The organism is Halorubrum sp. CGM5_25_10-8B (genome assembly GCF_005435095.1).
GTDB classification, from domain to species: Archaea; Halobacteriota; Halobacteria; order Halobacteriales; family Haloferacaceae; genus Halorubrum; species Halorubrum ezzemoulense.
The window spans coordinates 62,543-78,418 of sequence record NZ_SGTY01000006.1 but is presented as its reverse complement, the minus strand read 5'-3'; the positions used below and the strand labels follow the sequence as shown (position 1 = coordinate 78,418).

At 71.0% G+C, this 15,876-nt stretch carries 15 protein-coding genes; 7 read left to right on the top strand and 8 right to left on the bottom strand.

Annotated elements, in window-relative coordinates; translation table 11 throughout:
* The first annotated feature begins 96 nt into the window (after positions 1-96).
* Positions 97-1,062: a hypothetical protein gene (locus tag EXE51_RS07110; protein ID WP_137692327.1), complete on the top strand. Its 966-nt coding sequence runs from the start codon at positions 97-99 to the stop codon at positions 1,060-1,062.
* A 27-nt stretch (positions 1,063-1,089) separates the two neighbouring features.
* On the opposite strand, the gene EXE51_RS07105 is transcribed toward EXE51_RS07110, so the two are convergent.
* Positions 1,090-2,595 carry a PAS domain-containing protein gene (locus tag EXE51_RS07105; protein WP_137692326.1) on the bottom strand — a complete coding sequence of 502 codons (1,506 nt, stop codon included), beginning with the start codon at positions 2,593-2,595 and terminating at the stop codon, positions 1,090-1,092.
* Between the two features lie 73 nt (positions 2,596-2,668).
* Here EXE51_RS07105 and EXE51_RS07100 point away from each other — a divergent pair, with 73 nt between their 5' ends.
* The gene (locus tag EXE51_RS07100) at positions 2,669-4,147 is read left to right on the top strand and encodes an ATPase domain-containing protein (RefSeq protein WP_086215450.1); all 1,479 of its coding nucleotides are present in this window, start codon (positions 2,669-2,671) and stop codon (positions 4,145-4,147) included.
* Between the two features lie 5 nt (positions 4,148-4,152).
* On the opposite strand, the gene EXE51_RS07095 is transcribed toward EXE51_RS07100, so the two are convergent.
* The gene (locus tag EXE51_RS07095) at positions 4,153-4,803 is read right to left on the bottom strand and encodes a tRNA (cytidine(56)-2'-O)-methyltransferase (protein WP_137692325.1); all 651 of its coding nucleotides are present in this window, start codon (positions 4,801-4,803) and stop codon (positions 4,153-4,155) included.
* Between the two features lie 168 nt (positions 4,804-4,971).
* Here EXE51_RS07095 and EXE51_RS07090 point away from each other — a divergent pair, with 168 nt between their 5' ends.
* Together EXE51_RS07090 and EXE51_RS07085 are read left to right on the top strand one after the other, a co-directional pair.
* A complete protein-coding gene (locus EXE51_RS07090; protein WP_137692324.1) occupies positions 4,972-6,033 on the top strand; it encodes a phosphoribosylaminoimidazolesuccinocarboxamide synthase in 1,062 nt (353 codons plus the stop codon).
* Positions 6,034-6,139: 106 nt separating this feature from the next.
* A complete protein-coding gene (locus tag EXE51_RS07085) occupies positions 6,140-6,844 on the top strand; it encodes a DUF47 domain-containing protein (protein ID WP_089308165.1) in 705 nt (234 codons plus the stop codon).
* A 9-nt stretch (positions 6,845-6,853) separates the two neighbouring features.
* Here EXE51_RS07085 and EXE51_RS07080 read toward each other — a convergent pair whose 3' ends face one another.
* The 5 genes from EXE51_RS07080 to EXE51_RS07060 form a co-directional block, all read right to left on the bottom strand.
* On the bottom strand, positions 6,854-9,574 hold the full coding sequence (locus tag EXE51_RS07080) for an AAA domain-containing protein (protein ID WP_137692323.1): 2,721 nt from the start codon (positions 9,572-9,574) through the stop codon (positions 6,854-6,856).
* Between the two features lie 74 nt (positions 9,575-9,648).
* The gene (locus EXE51_RS07075; RefSeq protein ID WP_094553438.1) at positions 9,649-10,470 is read right to left on the bottom strand and encodes a fumarylacetoacetate hydrolase family protein; all 822 of its coding nucleotides are present in this window, start codon (positions 10,468-10,470) and stop codon (positions 9,649-9,651) included.
* A 21-nt stretch (positions 10,471-10,491) separates the two neighbouring features.
* Positions 10,492-10,839, bottom strand: coding sequence for a cupin domain-containing protein (locus tag EXE51_RS07070; protein ID WP_089308162.1), 348 nt, complete (start codon positions 10,837-10,839; stop codon positions 10,492-10,494).
* A complete protein-coding gene (locus EXE51_RS07065) occupies positions 10,836-11,624 on the bottom strand; it encodes an SDR family oxidoreductase (RefSeq protein WP_137692322.1) in 789 nt (262 codons plus the stop codon). The genes EXE51_RS07070 and EXE51_RS07065 overlap by 4 nt, the downstream gene beginning before the upstream one ends.
* Positions 11,625-11,713: 89 nt before the next feature.
* Complete coding sequence (locus tag EXE51_RS07060) at positions 11,714-13,033, bottom strand: DUF362 domain-containing protein (RefSeq protein WP_137692321.1); 1,320 nt, start codon at positions 13,031-13,033, stop codon at positions 11,714-11,716.
* Positions 13,034-13,268: 235 nt separating this feature from the next.
* Between EXE51_RS07060 and EXE51_RS07055 the strand changes: the two genes are divergently transcribed.
* From EXE51_RS07055 to EXE51_RS17720, 3 genes are all read left to right on the top strand, one after another.
* On the top strand, positions 13,269-14,429 hold the full coding sequence (locus tag EXE51_RS07055; RefSeq protein WP_086215442.1) for an acyl-CoA dehydrogenase family protein: 1,161 nt from the start codon (positions 13,269-13,271) through the stop codon (positions 14,427-14,429).
* Between the two features lie 103 nt (positions 14,430-14,532).
* Positions 14,533-15,084: a hypothetical protein gene (locus EXE51_RS07050; RefSeq protein WP_049931633.1), complete on the top strand. Its 552-nt coding sequence runs from the start codon at positions 14,533-14,535 to the stop codon at positions 15,082-15,084.
* 100 nt (positions 15,085-15,184) lie between these two features.
* Positions 15,185-15,352, top strand: coding sequence for a hypothetical protein (locus EXE51_RS17720; protein ID WP_167373073.1), 168 nt, complete (start codon positions 15,185-15,187; stop codon positions 15,350-15,352).
* A 72-nt stretch (positions 15,353-15,424) separates the two neighbouring features.
* Here the strand turns inward: EXE51_RS17720 and EXE51_RS07045 are convergent, their stop codons facing one another.
* On the bottom strand, positions 15,425-15,823 hold the full coding sequence (locus tag EXE51_RS07045; RefSeq protein WP_086215441.1) for a hypothetical protein: 399 nt from the start codon (positions 15,821-15,823) through the stop codon (positions 15,425-15,427).
* Between the last annotated feature and the right edge of the window lie 53 nt (positions 15,824-15,876).

Genomic DNA, 15,876 nt, shown 5'->3' with positions numbered 1-15,876 from the left:
ACGCGTCCCACCCGCCCGAAAAGCGGGCCCTGCGCCGCCCCCGACGGACCCGCGGGTCCGGCAGAGCTTTACGCGCCGTGACTCACACTCGCCCGTATGGCAGACTCGGTCGACGGACGGGGGCGACGCGCGCTCGGCGCCCTGGCGCTCCTCGCGGTCCCGGTCGTGCTGGCGGCGGTCCCGCTGGTTCCGCTCGCCGCGCTGCTCGGCCCCGGCGGGCTCGGGACCGTCCCGCTCGGCGCGCCGAGCGGGCTGCTCGCGGCCGTCGTCGTCGGCCCCGCGCTCTCCGCGCTCCTCGGTCCCGCGCTCGTCGACAGGCGGATCGCGCGGCTCCCCCGTGCCGACCTAGACGACCGCCGCGCGGACTTCGTCGCCGACCGCGTCGAACACCTCGCGGGCGAGGTCGGCGTCGACGCGCCGCCGGTGACCGCGGTCCGCGCCGACGCCGCGAACGTCGCCGTCACGGACGGTTACCGCGGGGCGCGACTGGTGGTCTCCACGCGGCTGCTCGCCCTGCCGAAGGCGGACCGCGACGCGGCGTTGCGCCACGCGCTCGTCCGGCTCCGGACGCGGCGGGCGCTCCTCACCACCGCGACGCTGCCGGCGCTGGCGGCCGTCGAGACCGCGGCGCTGCTCGCGACGCTGCTCGTGGGACGCCGCGGCGACCGGACCGCCGCCGACCGGCGCGTCAACCGGATCCACGGGTACGAGCCGGACCGCGAGCGCATCCCGTCGTGGGCGTACGCGGCCGCCGGCGTCCTGTGTTGGCTGTTGCTCCTCCCGGCGTGGGTCCCCGCGACGGTCGGCGATCGGCTCTCCGTCGCCGGCGGGCGGCGGGCCGCGGACGCGCTGGTCGCCCGGGTCGGAACCGAGGAGCGCGAGGGGCTCGCCAACGCGGTCGCGTTCGCCGGTGACGCCGCGGGCGCCGGCGACTGGCCCCCGCTCCTCGACCGGCTCTCCTTCGTCTCCATGGCCGACGCCGAGACGGGGCGGGTTCGCGGGACGAGCCGGCAGGAGGCCCGGACGCGGCTCGCGCGGCTCCGCTCGAAGCGGACACTGTAGGGGAAGCGGCTCGGTGTATCGGCCGACTCAGGGCCGCACCGGGACTTCCAGGCGGACCGTCGTCCCCTCACCGTCGGTGTCGATGTCGAACTCGCCGCCCGCCTTGGCGACGACCCAGTACATGAGCCATATGCCGAGCCGGTCCGCGTGGGTCAGCGAGGTCTCGCCAGCCTCCAGCACCTGCGTCTCGTGGTCCGGGATCCCCGGGCCGTCGTCCTCGACTTCGATCGCGATCCACTCCGGCGGACGGCGCTCGACGCGCACCTCGACCGACGGCGTCGCCGCGTCGTTGTGCTTCACCGCGTTCTCGGCCGCCTCGGAGACGGCGACGGGCAGGCCCACGGCGGTCGTCTCTATCGGTCCGTCGTCGGGTAGCGATATGGTCACCGACGCGTCCGGGTAGCGGCTGCGGAGCCGGTCTCGGAGCTCGACCAGTTCGTCTCGGAGGTTGATCGGGGCGTCGAGCCCGGGCGGTGAGACCGTCTCGTCGACGGTCTGGACGGCGCCCGCGATCCCGGTGAGGTCCGAGGCCGTCTCGGCGATGACGTCCAGCGACCGACGCCGCGACTCCTCGTCGGGGTCGTCGCGGAGGAGGTCCGCGTACCCCTCGATGAGGTTCATCTTGTTCCGGAGGTTGTGGTTGAGCACTCGGGCCATCACCTCCAGCCGCCGCTCGCGGATCTTCCGCTCGGTGATGTCGGCCTGGAATCCGACGTAGCTCGTCACGTTCCCCTCCTTGTCGCGCAGCGGCGCGATGGAGAGCCGGTTCCAGAACTTCTGGCCGTTCGCCCGATAATTGAGGATGTCGACCTCGACCGGTCGGTCCTCGTCGAGGGCCCGCCGTATCCGCGCCCGGGACTCCTCGCCGGTGTCGGGGCCCTGAAGGAACCGACAGTCCTCGCCGAGGATCTCGTCGCCGTAGCCGGTCAGCTCCTCGAACTCTCGGTTGTGGTACACGAGCGGGCTGTCGTCGCCGTCGGTCGCCCGCGCGAGGGTGATCCCGACGGGCGCCTCGTCCATCGCCCGCTCTTTGCGCCGCAGGTCCGCGACGGTCCGCCGGAACCGGAGCGACGTCCGCCGCCGCTCGATCAAGTTCGAGACGCGCGTCACAAGCGCCCGGCGTCCGACCGGGAGTTCGATGACGTCGTCGACGCGCTCCCACGCGGCGTGGCCGAGCCCCGCCCGCGACCCTTCGCTCACCAGCAGTACGAACGGGAGGAACGCGGGCTCGGCGCGCTCGCGTCGAGCGTCGATCGCGTCCGCGGCGGCCTCGAAGGCGCCGGCGTCGAGGAGACAGCAGTCGAACTCGCCGTTCAGCGCGTCCGGCGACTCGGCGGTCCGAACGGCGTACCGGTCGGACAGCGCGTCGGACAGGAGCCCGCGGTCGCGGTCGGCGTCCATCAGGAGGAGGACCGTCGCGCGGTCGCCGTCGGGGGCCCGGGAGAGACCGGGGCCGGCGTCGTCCCCGGCGGGGCGGTCTGGGGGCCCGCCGCCGTCATCGCCCCCGGACTCCGCGTCCGACTTCGAATCCATCTCGTCGTATTTGAGTCGGGGAGGCACTAAGAACTACCCCATATATATCACGGTCGGGGGCGAGTACCACGGTATGACAACGTCGCTATCCGAGCGGGCGTCGACCGGCGTCGACGGCCTCGACGAAGTGCTGTCGGGCGGGCTCGTCCCCACGCGGAGCTACATGGTCCGCGGACAGGCCGGGAGCGGGAAGACCATTCTGGGGTTCCACTTCCTCCAGCGGGGCGTGGACGAGGGGGAGACGGCGCTCTTCGTCAACCTCGAAGAGGACCTCCGCGACCTGAAGGCGAACGCTGACGCGCTCGGCTTCGACACCGATTCGATCGAGTTCCTCGACCTGAGCCCGGGCGCGGACGCGTTCGTCGAGGACGAGTCGTACGAGGTGTTCGCGCCCTCGGAGGTCGAGCGAGAGCCGCTGACCGAGCGGATCGTCGAGGGCGTGACGGCGGTCGACCCCGACCGTGTGGTGGTCGACCCGCTGACGCAGCTCCGGTTCCTCCTCTCGGACGACTACCAGTTCCGCAAGCAGGTGGTCGGATTCATGCGGTTCCTGAAAGACAGGGGGGCGACCGTGCTGTTCACCGTCCAGAACACGCGGTCGCTCCCGACAGACGACCTCGAGTTCATCACGGACGGGACGGTCCGGCTCGACGCGGGGGCGTACGGCAAGACGGTCAGCGTCCCCAAGTTCCGGGGGTCGTCGACGCAGAGCGGGGACCACGCCTACCGGATCACCGACGCGGGAATGGAGGTGTTTCCCGCGCTCCAGCCCGGCACGCGGGACGAGGAGCTGGCGTTCGAGCAGGTCTCGTCGGGGATCCCCGAGGTCGACGAGCTGCTCCACGGCGGGATCGAGCGCGGCACCGTCACCATCGTGAGCGGCCCGACCGGCGTGGGGAAGACGACGCTCAGCACCCAGTTCATGAAGGAGGCCGCGGGCCGCGGGGAACGCTCCGTGATCTACCTGTTCGAGGAGAACCGGGAGACGTTCCTCGCCCGGTCGCGCGCGGTCAACATTCCCGTCGACGAGATGCTGGCGAAGGGGACGCTTCAGGTGACGGAGGTGGAGGCGTTAGAGCGGTCGCCACAGGAGTTCGCCCGCATGGTCCGCGACGAGGTCGAGGAGGAGGGGGCCGACATCGTCATGATCGACGGCATCTCCGGGTATCGGCTGACCCTGCGCGGCGAGAAAGAGCAGATGCTCCAGCAGATGCACGCGCTCGGCCGCTATCTCAAGAACGCGGGCGTCACCGGCCTCTTCATCGACGAGACGCGGAACGTCACGGGGGAGTTCCGCGCGACCATGGAGAACATCAGCTACCTCGCCGACAACATCCTCTTCCTCCGGCACCTAGAGGTCGGCGGCGAGCTCCGCAAGGCGATCGGCGTGTTGAAAAAGCGGACGAGCGACTTCGAGCGGACGATCCGCGAGTTCAAGATCACGGAGCACGGGGTCACCGTCGGCGAGCCGATGTCGGGGCTCCGCGGCATCCTGAGCGGGACTCCGGAGGTCGTCGAGCGAGACGCCGAGCGCGGCGACGCGGGAGAGTAGCCGGGTCAGTCGCGGCGCTCGGACGCTCGGTCGTTCCCGGGGCTGTCGTCTCCGGCCTCGTCGTCCCCGGCGCTGTCGGTTTCGGTCCCCGCGTCGATCACCGTCTTCCCGGTCGCCTCCGGGACGACGCGCCGGTCGGCGTCGGCCCACTCGCGGCCGAGTTCCGCCCCGTCGAACAGGCGGTCGAGGAAGACGGCGAGCCCCGCGACCTCCGAGTGCGGCTGGTTCGTCACGCCCACGTTGAAGTCGGCGCGCTCGTACAGCGCCCACGGCACCTTCTCGCCGCCGACGACGACGAGGAGGTCGCGCGGCGGCGACGACTCCTCGGGCGCTTCTGGTTCGTCGAGCCCGACCGCCTCCCGGACGGCCGCCTCCACGTCTTGGACGCGCTCGCCGTACATCGTGAGGTGGACCACGACCCCGTCGAACTCCCGGACGATCGCCTTCTGGTCGTCGCGCAGTTCGACGGCGAACGGCCCGCCGAACCGGCCGGTGATGTCGCGGACCGTCTCCGCCGACTGGCCCGCGTTGTCGGGGAAGATCACCCGGTCGGCCCCGAGCGCCCGCGCCGTGAGCCCGACGTGCGTCGTCATGCGGTCGTCGCGCCCCGGCCGGTGGCCGTACCGGAGGACGACGACCTCGCGCGCATCGTTCATGCCCCGGACTGGGGGGCGGATCCCGGTGTCGCTTTCGATGCGAGCGCGCGGGCGCCGGTCCACATCGCGACCGAGATACCGCACATGTGTGGATCAAACCTCGGAAAACATGTCCGAGGTACGCACGTAACTGAAAGGTTCATGTGGGAGGCGGTCGCGGTGTGAGTCATGACGAGCGTCAAGGAGTTCCGCGTCGACGAGCCGGCGACCGCCGACGGACTCGGCCGAGGCCGGTTCGCCTTCACCGACGCCTACTCGGTGTTCGACTGGGGACAGATGCCCGACGCGATCCCCCACAAGGGGGCGAGCCTCTGCGCGATGGGCGCGTTCAACTTCGAACTACTGGAGGACGCGGGCGTCCCGACCCACTACCGCGGGGTCGTGGACCCGGGTACCGTCGCGGACGACGGGACCGAGCTCGACCCCGTCCCCCTCGCCGAGGCGACCGCGCCGCCCACCGAGATGGCCATCGAGCTGACGCAGGTGCCCGACCTGTCGTACGAGGGGCCCCACGCCGGCTACGACTACGAGGCATTCCACGCCGCGGGCGGGGGGAACTACCTCGTCCCGCTGGAGGTCGTCTTCCGCAACCGGGTCCCCGTCGGGTCCAGCCTGCGGAAACGCGCCGAGCCCGCCGACCTCGGGCTCGACGACCTCGCCGACGGCGACTGGCCCGCCGAGCCGGTCGACCTCCCGGAGCCGGTCGTGGAGTTCTCGACGAAGTACGAGCAGCAGGACCGCTATCTCACCCGGGCGGAGGCCGACGAGATCGCGGGCGCCGCCGCCGTCGACGCCCTCGAATCGCTCGCGCGCGACGTGAACCGCGTCGTCACCGAGCGCGCCGAGGCGACCGGGTTCGTCCACGAGGACGGCAAGATCGAGTGCCTCTACGTCGACGGCGAACTCCGGGTCGCCGACGTGGTCGGCACTTTCGACGAGAACCGGTTCTCGTACGGCGGCCGCGGGATCTCGAAGGAGGTCGTCCGCCAGTGGTACAAGGCGAACGACCCCGACTGGGTCGCGGCCGTCGGCGAGGCGAAGGACGCGGTCGCCGACCGCGACATCGACGACTGGCGCGAGCTCTGCGACCCGGACCCCGACCCGCTCCCGCCGGCGGTCGTGGACGCGGTCTCGGACCTGTACGCGGCCGGCGCGAACGCGTACACCGACCGCGAGTGGTTCGACGCCCCGGAGGTCGAGGCGGCGCTCGACGCCGCCGCCGAGCTGTAGGACGCGGGTCCGCGGCACCGCCGATCCGCGGCGTGCGACCGCCTGACCCTCACGATCGACGACACGCGAGGGAACCTCTTTACCGCCGACGCGCGTGGGTTCGCACATGTCCACCGACGCCGACTTCGGGGAACGGCTCGAGACCCAAACAGTCGCGTACCTCGACCGGATCGACGACTGCGTCGCCCTGCTCCCGCGGGCGCTCGACGAGTACGCGAGCGAGGGCGCGTCCCGCGACACGGTCGACGAGATAGCCGCCGTCGAGAGCGAGTGCGACGACCTCGTCCGCGGGCTCACCGGGCTCATCACCGACGCCGGGCCGGACGACATCGGCCTGCTGAACACCCGGATCAACTTCAACGAGTCCGCGCTGCTCGACTTCTACAACGAGCTGGACGTGGTCGCGAACCACACCGAGCGGATCGTCCAGGAGGTTGCCATGATGCGCCCGGCCGCGGGCGTCGAGCCGTTCGCCGACATGCGCGAGATGGCCGCCCGGATCGCCGAGATGACCGAAGTCCTCGCCGAGGTCGTCGAGGGGTTCGTCAGGGGGCTCGCGCGCGCCGACGCCACCGAGACGCTCGCCGAGGGGATCGAGTCGATCCGCGCCCTTGAGAGCGAGTGCGACGAGCTGCGCAACGACGCCATCGAGACCGCGTTCGCCGACGACGCGATCGAGGAGCCGCTCGTCTACCGCGAGCTCGCGATCCTGTTGGACGAGCTCGCGAACACGATCGAGGACCTCACCGACCGGATCGTCGTGATCGCGAGCAAGGAGCCGGGGATCGTCACCGACGCGGACGAGTCGTAGGGTCGCTCCTCACCTCCGCGCCCAGTTGAGCATCCGGGCGTAGAAGGGGTCCGTGGCGAGGGCGTCGGCGTCGCCCACCAGCGTCAACTGCTTTTTCGCCCTGGTGAGCGCGACGTTCATCCGCCGGTGGTCCTCGAATATCGGCCCGTCGAGGTCGCCGGTCGCGACGAGCGAGACGAGTATCACCTCTTTCGAGGAGCCTTGGAAGCGGTCGACGGTGTCGACCGTCACGTCGGTCCGGCGGCCGATCTCCGCGACCTGCGCCCGGAAGGGGGCGATCACGCCGATGTCGTCGGGGTCGACGCCGGCGGCGACGTAGGCGTCGGCGATCGCGGCGACGCGCTCCGCCTCGCGGACGTTCCGGTTCCCGTCGCGCTTGCCGTCCGGGTCGACGAACCCGACGCCGCCGGTCAGGTCGGGCGCGAGCGCGTCGGGGTCGACGCCGAGGTCCGCGAGCGTCTGCCCGGCCACCTCGGGGGTCGCGGGGCGGAGCGCGCCGTCGTAGAACTCCGCGGAGGCGAACGCCTGGATCCGCTGGCTCATCCGGTACTGCCGGTCGAGCATCACGCTCGCGTCGGGGTACGTCTCGATGAGCCGCTGGAAGAGCGAGGTCCGGAGGTCGTTCTCCGCGCGGACGACCGGCGGGAGCTGCTCGTGGTCGCCGACGAGGACGAACCGGTCGGCGAGGTTGACGGCGGCGTGGGTCCCGGGCTCGGTGAGCTGGGAGGCCTCGTCGACGAGGGCCACGTCGAACTCGCACTCGCGCATGACGCGGGAACCGCAGGCCGCCGTCGTCGCGGCGACGACCGGCGCGTCCCGCAACTCGGCGGCCTTCGCGTTCGGCTCGCCGCGCTGGACGAGCCGCACGTCCCGCATGTCCTCGCGGACGCCGGTCTCGGTTCCCACTCGAAGCACGTCGTCGAACCCCTGGTCGCGGAGCGCCTCCAGCGCGTTGTCGACCGCGCGGTTCGTGAACGCGGAGAGCAGCACCCGGTTCCCCTCCGCGACCAGCGCGCGGATCGTCCGGGCGATTGTGTACGTCTTCCCCGTCCCCGGCGGGCCGTGGATCAGCGCGCAGTCCTCGGCGTCGACCGCGAGTTCGACCGCCTCGTTCTGCGCCGCGTTGTTGTCGATGTAGGCGTCGGGCGCGTCCGGGTCGTCGGCTCCGGGGCTGCCCGGTGGGCGCTCGGCCGGGTCCCGGAACGACGGGTTCCGCCGGCCGAATATCACGTCCTTGCGGTCGGGATCGCCCTTCAGGACGGCGTCGTGGAGCGCGGTCAGCGAGCGGTCGACGGAGATCTCGGAGGGGTAGACGTCGAGCCGCCGCAGCTCCACCGGCTCGTCCGTCTCGACGACGACCTCGTCGCTCCCGAGGGCTGTGATCCGGCCCAGTTCCGCGTGGCCGGCGACGGGGTCGCCGTCGCTCGCGAGCGCCACGTCGCCCTCGCGGAGCTTCGAGACGGCGTCGCCCGGCTTCTTCGCGCGAAGCTCCCACCGGGCGTCGTCGATCTCCGTCTGCGCGACCGGCTCCAAGCCGATCAGCGCGCGGTCGTCGGCCGCGCGCTCTTCGGGCGTCTGCTCCCACAGCTTCCGGTACTCCGCGTGAGTCTCGCGGCGCTCCTCTTCGAGGGCGACGTAGAACCGGTCGAAGTAGTCGCGCTCCTCCTCGGGCACCGGCGTCCCGATCTGGCCCGCCTTCGACTCCTGGTCGAGCCGGCCGGAGACGACCATACAGGCGTCCTGCTCGAAGCAGTAGCTGCAGGTCGCGTCGGCCTCGTACCCCGTTGGCACCGCGGGGCGCTCGCCGGCCTCGTTGAGCGCGCGCCACTCGGCGGCCGCGAGGGCGTTTCGCTCGCGGACGACGAACTCCAGGAACCCCCGGCCGACGGTGAACTCCTTGGCCGGCGCGAGGTCGCCCGACTCCTCGTTGCGGTCCAAGGCCGTGTTCTTCGTGTACAGCAGCGTCCCGATGTCCGGGTCGACGCCGCGCTCGTCGAGCATGAGCGCGTAGCAGGCCGCCTGCACCTTGTCGTGGAACCGCGGCTCCCGCTTGGTGTTCTTCCCCGTCTTCAGTTCGACCGGCGTGCCGCGCCGGAGCGCGTCCGCGCGCCCCTTCAGCCCGAACGTGGGCGAGATGAGGGAGAACTCCGAGCGCCACGTGTCCTCGTCGGCGAGCGTCCCCTGCGCGAGCCACCCCTCGACCGCGGCGGCGTTGCGCCGCACCTCGTCTTCCACCTCCGCGGTCTCGTAGCCGAGGAGGCCGAGTTCGAGGCCCGCCTCGGCCACGCGCTCCGCGACCGACTCGTCGAGGTCCATCCCGCGGAGCAGGTCGCCGAACACCTCGTGGACGATGGTCCCCTTGACGACGGGGTAGTTGAGCGGGATCCCCGACAGTTTGTTCAGGTAGTACATCCGCGGGCACTGGACCCACGACCGGATGCCGGTCACGTCGACGAGGAAGTCGGGTTCGAGGACGACCCACGACTCGTCGGTCGTCGCGTACCCCGTCTCCCCGCGGTACTCGTCCTCCTCGGGGTCGGTGACGAGCAGTTCCATCCCCGGCTCCGCGTGTTCGGCGACCTCTGTCCACTTCCCCCACAGCGTCACGTCGACCGGGTCGCCCGCGCCGCGGTCGGGCCGGACCCGCACCTCGCGGAGGTCGCGCTCGCCGTACGACGTCGACACCGTCCGCGCCTCCCCGACGGAGACGATCGGCCCCCGAACGTTCACGTCCCCGCTCGGCGGCGCCGTCGAAAAACGCTGTCGGTGAGCCGGGATCGCGTCCGCGTCGGGTCGGCGCTCGCCTACCGGGTCACCGGCGCGGTGACGGACCCGATCGACTCGACGACCGCCCGCACCTCGTCGCCGGGGGCGATCGGCGCCGCGCCGGGCGTCCCCGTGCTGAACAGGTCCCCCGGTTCCAGCGTCATCGCGTCGGCGTGGAACGAGACGATCTCCGCCGGCGGGAACAGCATGTTACGGATCTCGTTTTCGGCCCGCACCTCCCCGTTGACCTCGGTGCGCACCGAGAGTCCGTCGAGGTCGAGCGGCCCCTCCAGCACCGCGATCGCGGCGCCGGGCACGAGGAACGTGTCGTAGCTCTTTGCCCGGGTGAGGAACCGGGGGTTCTGCTGGAGCACGTCCTCCGCGGTCATGTCGATCACGGGCAGAAAGCCGGCGATCACGTCGCTCACCTCGCCCTCGTCGACGCCCCGGCACGTCCGGCCCATCACGACGGCCAGCTCCGCCTCGGCGGTCACCCGTTCGCTCTGCGACCGCGGCGGCAGGCGGATCGGGCCGTCCGGCCCGGTCAGGGCCGACGACGGTTTCATGAAGCTCGCCGGCTCCGTCGGGCGCTCCTCGTCGAGATCGCCGGCGTGTTCCGCGTAGTTCAGGCCGATCCCCCACAGCTTCCCGAACGACGCCAGCGGCGCGCCGAACGACAGGTCGGCCGCCGGGACGGGGTCGGCCGTCGCGCTGGCGACGCTGCCGAGCGTCCCCGCGGCAGCTCGGGGGAGCGCGTCGCGGACCGTCTCGAGGTCGGGCTCGACGGCGCCGAGCGGGACGTACCCCGTCTCGTCGCCGAGCAGGGGGTTGCCGGTCGCCGTGCGCGCGAGGTACTTCATCTCGTCCTCGGTCCACTCATCTCACTCCTCGCGGTCGGTCCAGAAGTCGAACGAGCGTCCGGGCGCGAACACGTCGAGGCCGACGGCGAGCTCGTCGCCCGTGTTCTCGACGCGGTGGGGCTCGTTGGGCGCTAAGAGGACGGAGTCGTTCTTCTGAAGCGTCACCTCGTCGTCCTCGGTCGCGACGGTCAGCTCGCCCTCCAGACAGAGGCACACCTGCTCGTTCTCGTGGTCGTGCATCGGCGAGCTGTGGCCCGGCGGCTTCTCGAACCACTCGAAGGAGAACCGGTCGCTGCCCGCCATCGACACGCGCCGCCAGCCCTCCTCCGGCTCGTACGTCTCCGCCTCGTCGAACGCAACCGGCTTCATAGGTTCGCTCCGGTGGAGCCGCCGTCGATCGGGAGCGCGGTACCGTTGACGTAGCCGGACTTCGGCGACGAGAGGAACGCGACCGTGTTGCCGAGCTCCATCGGGTCGCCGATGCGTTCGAGGGGGTTCCCCGCCCAGTCGTCGAGCCCCTCCTCGTAGGAGTCGTACTCGCCCCGCTCGACGGCGGCCTCGACGAGGTCCCGGATCCGGCTCGTCTCGTGGGGGCCCGGCAGGACCGCGTTCGCGCGCACCTCCGGAGCGAACTCCTTCGAGAGGGTCTTCTCCAGCCCGATGACGCCCATCCGGACCGCGTTCGACAGCACGAGGCTGTCGATGGCTTCCTTCACGCTGCGGGAGGTGATGTTCACGATGGTGCCGTCGTCGCCCTCCCTGAGGTGGGGATACGACTCCCGCGCCAGCCGGACGACGCTCATCACGAGCAGGTCGTAGGCGTGCTGCCAGTCCTCGTCGTCGGTGTCGAGGAACGAGCCGGAAGGAGGGCCGCCGGCGCTCGTCACGAGGTGGTCGACAGTGCCGAACTCGTCGACGGTCGCCTCCACGAGCGCTGTGACCTCGGCGGCGTCCGTCAGGTCGGCCGGCTGTGCGACGACCTCGCCGGTCGCGACCGCCTCGATCTCCTCTTTCGCGGCCGCCAGTCGCTCCTCGTCGCGGCCGTTGATGACGACGTCGACGCCCTCCCGCGCCAGCGCCTTCGCCGATGCCTTGCCGAGCCCGCTGGACGATGCGGTGACGAGCGCCGCGTTCCCGTCGATCTGTAGGTCCATGTCTCTCCTATCCCGCGTACGCCGTGAAAACATTTTCTTGCAGGCAAGCGGCGGAGCGACCGACACGCTCGACGCGGCCGTACTGGGCGTCAGGCGCCCGATCCGTCGCCGCCCGCCGCCTCGAACCGCGCCGTCCCGTCCTCGAACGCGACCGTCTCGCGGCCGACCACGTCAGCCCCCTCCGGGAGGTCGTCGACCACGGCGTCGGAGACGCGGTACTCGCCGAGGTCCTGCGTGTTTCGGATCCAGACGATCCGGGCGGTCTCGGGGTCGTACGCCCCCAACGCAGCCGCCGCGGTCCGGAGCCCGAACTCGTCGTCGGGCGCCACGACGGGGAGCTTCGACTTCGCGAGCGACCCGCTCGTGAGCGCGTTCGCGTACGACTTCTTCAGGTCCAGTTGGTCGACGGCCGACCGCCGGGTGAGGTCCGCGAGCCCGATCCCGTTGCCGTTCCCCTTCGTCGCCTCGGTGAGCCCGCGGACGTAGATGAGGTCGACGTCGGGCGTCTCCGGGTCGGACGCGTTGAGGACGCGGTAGCGCCCGATGACGTTCGTGTCCATCCCCGCCCCTGATATCTCCTTCCCGATCTCGTCGACGACCAGGAGGTCCACGTCGTCGACGGGGAGCGTCGGCATCTCGTCGTTCGCGCGCTCCAACAGCTCCGGTTCCCGGGCGAGGAACGACCCCGCCGGGACGGCCTCCAGGTGACCGATCTCCTCCTCGAAGTTCTCGACGAGCGCGATCCCCCCGACGAGGGGAGTCTCCTCCTCGATCACGTCGAGCGCGGCCGTCAGCGTCTCGACGTACCCCTCGGCGAGCGCCGTCGAGTGGAACGACTTCGCCCCGCGCTGCTTACCGAGCCCGACGACCGTCATCTTCGTCAGCCCGCTCTCGATCTCCCCCGTGAAGTTGGTGTGAGCCTTCACCCGGTTCACCACGACGACGGCGTCGGCCGCGAGCGCCGCCTCGGAGAAGTACACCGGCAGGTCGGCGTCGCCGACGCCCGCCGTCGCCAGCCGCTCGGCTCCCATCCGCGCGTCGATGGGCGCGCCGACGCGCTCCTCGGTGACTCCGAGCGCCGCCAGCACCTCTCGTTGCCCCTCCGGAGTCGCGCCGCCGTGGCTCCCCATCGCCGGCACCACCACGGGCTCGAAGCCGCGCTCGGCGATCCGCTCGACGACCGCCGCCGCGACCTCGTCGATCCGGTCGATCCCGCGGCTGCCGACCCCGACGGCCACGGTGGCGCCCGAGTCGAGGCCGTCGAGCGCGAGTTCGTCCAGCTCTTTGCGCGCCGTCTCCGCGACCCCGTCAAGGCGCTCGGCCCGCGGCTCGTACCGGACCCGCGCGAACTCCGGCAGGGGCTGCGGATCGATGAGCCCGTCGACCTCGGAACGGTCGGGAAACTCCATGAGGGACCCCTCGTAACCGCGATACAAAACTACGGGTGGGAGACCCGCAGATCGGGCGGGCTCCACGTCCGCGTGCGGCTACCTCGCGCCACGCGGACGCGTGACCGGTGCCGAACCGTTCCCGATAGGCCTCTCGCCGGGGTCGCCCGTCTCTCCCTGACCACCGCTGCCCGCGGCTCCGGTCGGGTGGCGGACACAACTATGGTTATTTATTCTTGGGTTCGATAGCGATGGTATGCTGGATTACTTCGACATGGAGTCGACCCTGTCCGAGGAGGAGCGCCTGCTCGTCGACTCCGCGCGCTCGTTCGTCGACGGGGAGGTCCCGGACATGGGCGACCACTGGATCGAGGGGACGTTCCCCACGGACCTCATCCCGAAAATGGGTGAGATGGGCTTTTACGCGCCGAACCTCGACGGGTACGGCTTACCCGATGTCAGCGAGACTGCGTACGGCCTGCTGATGCGCGAGCTGGAGGCGTGCGACTCCGGACTCCGCTCGATGGCGAGCGTTCAGGGGGCCCTCGTGATGTACCCGATCCACGCGTTCGGCAGCGACGAGCAGAAAGAGGAGTGGCTCCCGCGGCTCGGCACCGGCGATGCGGTCGGCTGTTTCGGGCTCACGGAGCCGGAACACGGGTCGAACCCCTCCGCGATGGAGACGATGGCCGAGCCCGACGGCGACGAGTACGTCCTGAACGGCTCGAAGACGTGGATCACGAACTCCCCGATCGCGGACGTCGCGGTCGTGTGGGCGAAGGACCACGGCGAGGAGGGGACGCCCGTCCGCGGGTTCCTCGTCGAGACCGACCGCGACGGCGTCACGACGAACAAGATCGACGAGAAGCTCAGCCTCCGGGCGTCGATCACGGGCGAGATCAGTCTCCAGAACGTCCGCGTGCCCGCCGAGAACCGCCTCCCCGGCGTCGAGGGGATGAAGGGACCGCTGTCGTGTCTGACACAGGCCCGCTACGGCATCGCGTGGGGCGCCGTCGGCGCCGCGCAGGACTGCTTCGAGACCGCCCGGGAGTACGCCGCGGACCGCGAGCAGTTCGGCAAGCCGATCGGCGGCTTCCAGATGCAACAGGAGAAGCTCGCGGAGATGGCGACGCAGATCACGCTCGCGCAGCTGCTCGCCCACCGGCTCGCCGACCTCAAGGAGGCGGGGGAGCTGCGGCCACAGCACGTCTCGATGGCCAAGCGCAACAACGTGCGGACGGCGCGCGACCAGTCGCGGATCGCCCGCGAGATGCTCGGCGGCAACGGGATCACGGCCGACTACTCCCCGATGCGCCACATGGCGAACATGGAGACCGTCTACACCTACGAGGGGACCCACGACATCCACACCCTGATCCTCGGCGAGGACCTCACCGGGATTCAGGCGTACCAGTAGTCCCGCCGACCGCCCTCGTTCCACGCGCCCTGACGACCCGCTCCGGCGCGCGCCGCCGCCACCGACACGCTCTTGCGCCCGCGTTTCCGTACTGTCGACCGACATGCGCGTGCGAGACTGGGACGACATCCTCGCGGATGTCGCGAGCGACTCGACCGACCCCGACGGCTGGCGCGCGGTCGCCGGCTCCCGCCGCGGCGGCCTCGGGGAGGACCTCTACTTCGGTCACCCGAGCGTCGGCCTCTACCACCTGAAGACGTACGCGAAGAACCCTCGCGACCTCCGCGGCGTCGGAGCGCAGGTCGCCCGCAAGGTCGACGACGGGCTGGACCCGCTCCTGCCCGACGCCGACAGCGACGGGCGGTTCGCGGTCCGGACGGCGCCCGAGGACGAGGACCACGCCGAGGAGATGGCGACGCGGCTCACCGAGACGCTGAGAGTCCACGCCGAGGCGCCGACCGACCCGGACCACCTCTTTGAGGACGTGATGGAAGCGGTCGACTCCCCCGCCTTCGGCCCGATGGAGTACGAGTTCGACGGACGGCCCGACGAGCTCGACGAACTCTCCGACACCTTCGAGGAGGCCGAGGAGCTGCTCACCGCCGAGCTCGACGACCTGATCGAGGACGACGACGTCGACCGCGGGTTCCACTGAGCGGCGGTGAGGGCGCTAGCGCGACCGCGCCGACTCGCCGCGGTGCGGACGAGACCGGACCCGCCGCATCGGTTTTGTCGCTCCGCCGCCAACGGGGGGTATGGGAGTCAAAGAAGACACGGCGAACGGCCTGATCTCGCTCGGCATCGGCGTCGCGGTCACCTGGTTCGCGGCCGACGACGGCGACCATGACACGACCGACCTCCTCCTCGCGGTCGCGATCAGCTCTTTCCTCTCGGGCTACTTCACGAGCTACTTCGCGAAGTGACCCGCGGTCGGTGACGTTCGGGTCGGCCAGTAACGCCCGGCCGGTCGGTGACGCCTTTGCCGATCGCCCGCGTCAGATCGCCGTCACCCACGCCCGGTACTCGGCGTCGAGCTCGTACACCTCTCGGAAGGCGCGCTCGACGAACCCGGCGACGCGGTTCGCGTCCGAGCGCGCCGTGACGACCGCGTTCGTCCCCTCGGCCTCCTCCGGGCTGACGAGCTCGTCGATGCGGAACTCCGGGAACTCCGAGAGCAGGGCCTTCAGCCGCTCCAGCTCCTCGTCGGTACAGTCGAGAATTAGCTCCGTGCCCGCGAGCTGGATCCACGGCGGGACCTCGCCGCCGTTGGTGTCGTCGCTGTCGGGGTCGACGTCGACGGTCATCACGTCGCCGGAGCGCGCGCGGTGCGCGGCCGCGGCGTCGGCGAACAGCTTCAGCCGCTCGTCCTCGGTCGCGGCGTCGAATCGGGTCATACCCGTGCTCCGCCGCGACGAGGCTTAAAAATCCGCACTCGACGGCGGGGGAT